The sequence below is a fragment of the Dietzia sp. CQ4 genome, assembly GCF_014145125.1.
Lineage (GTDB): Bacteria > Actinomycetota > Actinomycetes > Mycobacteriales > Mycobacteriaceae > Dietzia > Dietzia natronolimnaea.
Genome location: NZ_JAALDZ010000398.1, coordinates 1 through 1,495, shown reverse-complemented (window position 1 = coordinate 1,495; position 1,495 = coordinate 1). Strand labels below are relative to the sequence as shown.

General features: G+C 69.6%; 4 protein-coding genes. All 4 read left to right on the top strand.

What is annotated here, in order from left to right; all coding sequences use genetic code 11:
• Positions 1-171: pyrroline-5-carboxylate reductase dimerization domain-containing protein (locus G6031_RS17710; protein ID WP_277820175.1), on the top strand; the 171-nt coding region annotated here is incomplete at its 5' end.
• Between the two features lie 266 nt (positions 172-437).
• Positions 438-659, top strand: a complete 222-nt coding sequence (locus G6031_RS17705) for a helix-turn-helix domain-containing protein (RefSeq protein WP_017837771.1) — start codon at positions 438-440, stop codon at positions 657-659.
• A gap of 160 nt (positions 660-819) precedes the next feature.
• Entirely contained in the window at positions 820-921 is a 102-nt protein-coding gene (locus G6031_RS17700) for an AURKAIP1/COX24 domain-containing protein (RefSeq protein ID WP_003855542.1), read from the top strand.
• Between the two features lie 163 nt (positions 922-1,084).
• A partial coding sequence (locus tag G6031_RS17695; protein WP_347238524.1) for an NAD-dependent epimerase/dehydratase family protein occupies positions 1,085-1,495 on the top strand: 411 nt, incomplete at its 3' end.

The following is a 1,495-nucleotide window of genomic DNA, read 5'->3' as shown; positions in this document are numbered from 1 at the left end:
CTGCGCGCGGCGGTCTGCTCCCCGGGCGGCACCACGGCGGCGGCGATCCGGCGACTCGAGGCCGGGGGCTTCCGGTCCGCGGTGGCGGACGCCGTGGAGGCGTCGGCCACCAGGTCGATGGAACTGGCCCGTGCGGCGCAGAAGGCCGAGGACGACGAGCGGGACGACTGACCCGCCTCCCGGCATCGCCCGCTGCGCTCCACGCGCCCCACACGTCCCGCCAGGTGAGAGAACGGCCACCTGGCGGGACGTCGCAATTAGCACAAGCCCTGTTCAGGGTGGGTCAGGCCGCGGTCGGGCGGCGTGTCGTCAAAGTTATTTGCCCACTCCCGTCGCATTGATCACACCCTTCACGCTAGGCTCATACCCAGCACGTGCGTGTCCGTACCGCAGGAGGGGAAGCCTGCGGCACGACGCGTGCCACGAAGGGTTGTGAGATGGCGACTACCGACAAGACCGAAGGCGGCGCACAGGCGGCGGGGGGTTCCCAGTTCCTGACCGTTGCCGAGGTCGCAGCGCTCATGCGCGTGTCCAAGATGACGGTCTACCGGCTCGTCCACTCGGGCGAGCTGCCCGCGGTGCGGGTGGGGCGGTCGTTCCGCGTGCATTCCAAGGCGGTCCACGAGTACCTGGACACGTCGTACTTCTCCGCCGGCTGACCCGCTCCGGGTCGGCCCCCGGGCCCGTTTTCGTCGCGGCCCCACCTGCGGGTAGTCTGGACGGGTTCCGTACCGGCTTCCGAGCCCGCTTAGATGCCGGAACGCAGTAAGCCCGCTGTAAGGCCCCAGACCAGTAGTCGACAGGTAGGTGACCCCCGATATGGGTTCTGTGATCAAGAAGCGCCGCAAGCGTATGTCCAAGAAGAAGCACCGCAAGATGCTCCGCCGGACGCGCGTGCAGCGTCGCAAGCTCGGTAAGTGAGTCCGGCGGCGGCTCGATAGCGCCCGGACTCACGCCTGTAGCAGATGCCCGTCACCCGCAAGTGGTGGCGGGCATCGGTGTGTCCCGGGGTGTGTGTAGCAGCACGTCCGGGGTACGCGGACCGGGCGACGGACCGGGGGGGTCCACGGCTACAGTGGTCTGGGTGAACCCCGAAGCACCAACCCGTCGGCCCGCCCGGGCTGTCGCCGTCGTGGGCGGGAGCCGATACCTCGGCGCCCACCTCGTGGGGATGCTGCTCCGGTCCGAATCCGTCGAGCGCGTCCTGGCCATCGACTCCGTCAAACCGTCGCCGCAGCACCGCCGTCGGATGAGGGACGCCGAGTTCGTCCGCCTCGACCCGCAGTCGCCGCGCCTCCAGGGCATCCTGCGCGATGCCGGCATCGACACCGTCGTCCACGCCGGACTGCACCACACCGACTTCGCCCCGGGCGGCCGTGCGGCCGTCAAGGAGGCCAACATCATGGGCTCGATGCACGTGATCGCGGCCTGTGGGCGGGCCGCGACCGTCAAGCGGTTCGTGTTGATCTCCTCGACCACCGTCTACGGCTCCTCG

Coding starts and splice junctions, on each gene's coding strand:
- G6031_RS17700 (WP_003855542.1), top strand. CDS start 820: ATGGGTTCTGTGATCAAGAAGCGCCGCAAGCGTATGTCCAAGAAGAAG.
- G6031_RS17705 (WP_017837771.1), top strand. CDS start 438: ATGGCGACTACCGACAAGACCGAAGGCGGCGCACAGGCGGCGGGGGGT.